Origin of the sequence: Romboutsia sp. 13368 (genome assembly GCF_018336475.1) — a bacterium.
GTDB lineage: Bacteria > Bacillota > Clostridia > Peptostreptococcales > Peptostreptococcaceae > Romboutsia.
Map to the genome: position 1 here is coordinate 1,642,594 of NZ_CP048741.1, position 2,512 is coordinate 1,645,105.

Annotated in this window: 1 protein-coding gene and 1 pseudogene; both read right to left on the minus strand. The window is 30.8% G+C overall.

Translation table 11 applies throughout. The features are described 5' to 3' along the window. Positions 1-200: 200 nt before the first annotated feature. Positions 201-1,211: an RIP metalloprotease RseP gene (rseP, locus tag G3997_RS11715; RefSeq protein ID WP_296649458.1), complete on the minus strand. Its 1,011-nt coding sequence runs from the start codon at positions 1,209-1,211 to the stop codon at positions 201-203. Between the two features lie 21 nt (positions 1,212-1,232). Beyond that, positions 1,233-2,375 (minus strand): annotated as a pseudogene (locus G3997_RS11720) (1-deoxy-D-xylulose-5-phosphate reductoisomerase); the annotation flags it as partial. Between the last annotated feature and the right edge of the window lie 137 nt (positions 2,376-2,512).

Genomic DNA, 2,512 nt, shown 5'->3' on the forward strand with positions numbered 1-2,512 from the left:
CTTCGCTCATATCGCCAACGATATATCCTCGCTACCGCTTCGGATACATCCGTTGCTCAAAATGTCATTTTTTCTTTTCTAGATACATTGATATTACTTTAGTACACAKGTTATCCACAGTTTTTGAAGTATCATAATTATAAAGATACATCCATTGCTTGTTTTTGTCTTTAAGTTATTTATTAAGTGATATATTTTAATTAAAACAGTTTTACTATATCTTTGTATGTTACAAATAGCATAAATCCCATAAGTAACATAAGACCTACAGTGTGTATCATTCCTTCTTTGTTAGGGTCCATTTTCTTACCTCTTATTGCTTCTATAAGTAAGAATAATAATCTTCCTCCATCAAGTGCTGGTATTGGAAGTAAGTTAAGTATACCTAAGTTTAAACTTATTACTGCTCCTATATACACAACGTTTATTATACCCACCTTAGCTGCATCTGAAACTATACTTATAACTCCTACAGGTCCTGCTACTGAGTTTTCAAATCCACCAGGTACTGTTCCTGTAAATAGTTGAACTACAAATAGTAACATTTGTTTTATCATATCCCAAGTTGCTATAAAAGCTCTTGGTACTGATTTTAATATACTTTTGTCGTATACTGGTGTTATTCCTATAACATATTTACCTTCTTCATTTTTTTCTGGTGTTACAGTTATATCTTTAGTAGTGTTGTCTCTTTCTACTTTTATCTCTAATGTTTTTAAGTTTTCACCCTGTATGTTATTTACTATATCTTCCCAATTGTTTATTTTATTTCCGTTAATTTCTATTATTTTATCATTAGGCTTAAGTCCTGCTTCTATTGCAGGTGTATTTTCTAAAACTTGACCTAATACATTACTATTACTTGGAGTACCCATATATGAAAATACAGGTATAAGAAGTAATATAGTTAATATTATATTGAAAAATGGTCCTGCAAATATTATGCTTGCTCTTTGAAGAACAGTTTTTGCTCCAAATGAGTTAGGATCCTTTGATTCTCCATCTTCACCTTCCATACTAACATATCCACCAAGTGGTAAAAGTCTTAGTGAGTACTTAGTTTCTCCTTTTTGTTTGCTATATATTTTAGGTCCCATACCTATTGAAAATTCGTGTATTTTTACTCCTGCTTTTTTTGCAAATAGGAAATGCCCTAGTTCATGTATGAATACTATTATACCAAATAGTATTATTGCGGCTATTATAGTCACTTTACAACCTCCCTTATTTMKTAAATCTTTTACGTATTCTCTAGTCCATCTATCTACTTCTAGTATTTCTTCTAGTGTTGGGTCTTCTATACTTGTATGTGCATCTAGTGCTTTCTGTATGTATTTTGGTATATCGTAAAATCCTATTTTGTCTTGTAGGAATGCTTCAACTAATACTTCATTTGCACTGTTTAGTACTGCAGAATATGTACCTCCCATTTTTAGTGTTTCATATGCAAGGCTTAGACATGGGAATGTTTCTAAGTCTGGTTCTTCAAATGTAAGTGTTGCTATTTTAGTTAAGTCTAATCTTTCAAATTGATTTTCAAATCTTTCTGGATATGTAAGTGCATATTGTATAGGAAGTCTCATGTCTGGACATCCAAGTTGAGCTATTACTGAGCTATCGTTAAATTGAACCATAGAGTGTACTATACTTTGTGGGTGTACTACTACATCTATTTGATCAACTTCTACATCAAATAACCATTTTGCTTCTATTACTTCAAGTCCTTTGTTCATAAGTGTAGATGAATCTATACTTATYTTTCTTCCCATTGACCAGTTAGGGTGTTTTAGTGCTTCATTTTTAGTTACGTTTAAAAGTTCTTCTTTTTTCTTTCCTCTAAATGGTCCACCTGATGCAGTCAATATTACTTTTTCTATTTCTTTGTAGTTTTCTCCATTTAAAGATTGGAATATTGCACTGTGCTCACTATCTACTGGAAGTATTTTAACTCCATTTTTCTTAGCTTCACTCATTACAAGCTTTCCTGCACATACTAATGTTTCTTTGTTAGCTAGTGCTATATCTTTTTTGTGCTTTATTGCTTCTAATGTTGGAACAAGTCCTATCATTCCTACTATTGCAGTTAAAAGTACATCTATTTCTGGAAGTGATGATATAGTTTTTAGTCCTTCCATTCCAGATAGTACTTCTATATTTATATCTGAAGGTATCATTGCTTTTAGCTTTTGTGATGCTTCTTCATTGTATACTGCTACGTATTTTGGTTTGAATTCTTTTATTTGTTCTAACAATAAATCTACACTGCTGTTTGCAGATATTGCTACTACTTCAAATTTATCTTTATGTTCTCTTACAACATCTAGTGTTTGTTTTCCGATTGATCCTGTTGATCCTAGTATTGATATTTTCTTCATTTTATTTCCTTTCTATATTATTAGTATAATTCTTTATATATTATACCACTAAGTTAAGTAAATTTATCCAGTTTGAAATAAATTTCAAGTAAAAAAGCCTTAGCATATGCTAAAGCTTTATTTACTAAATATCATTT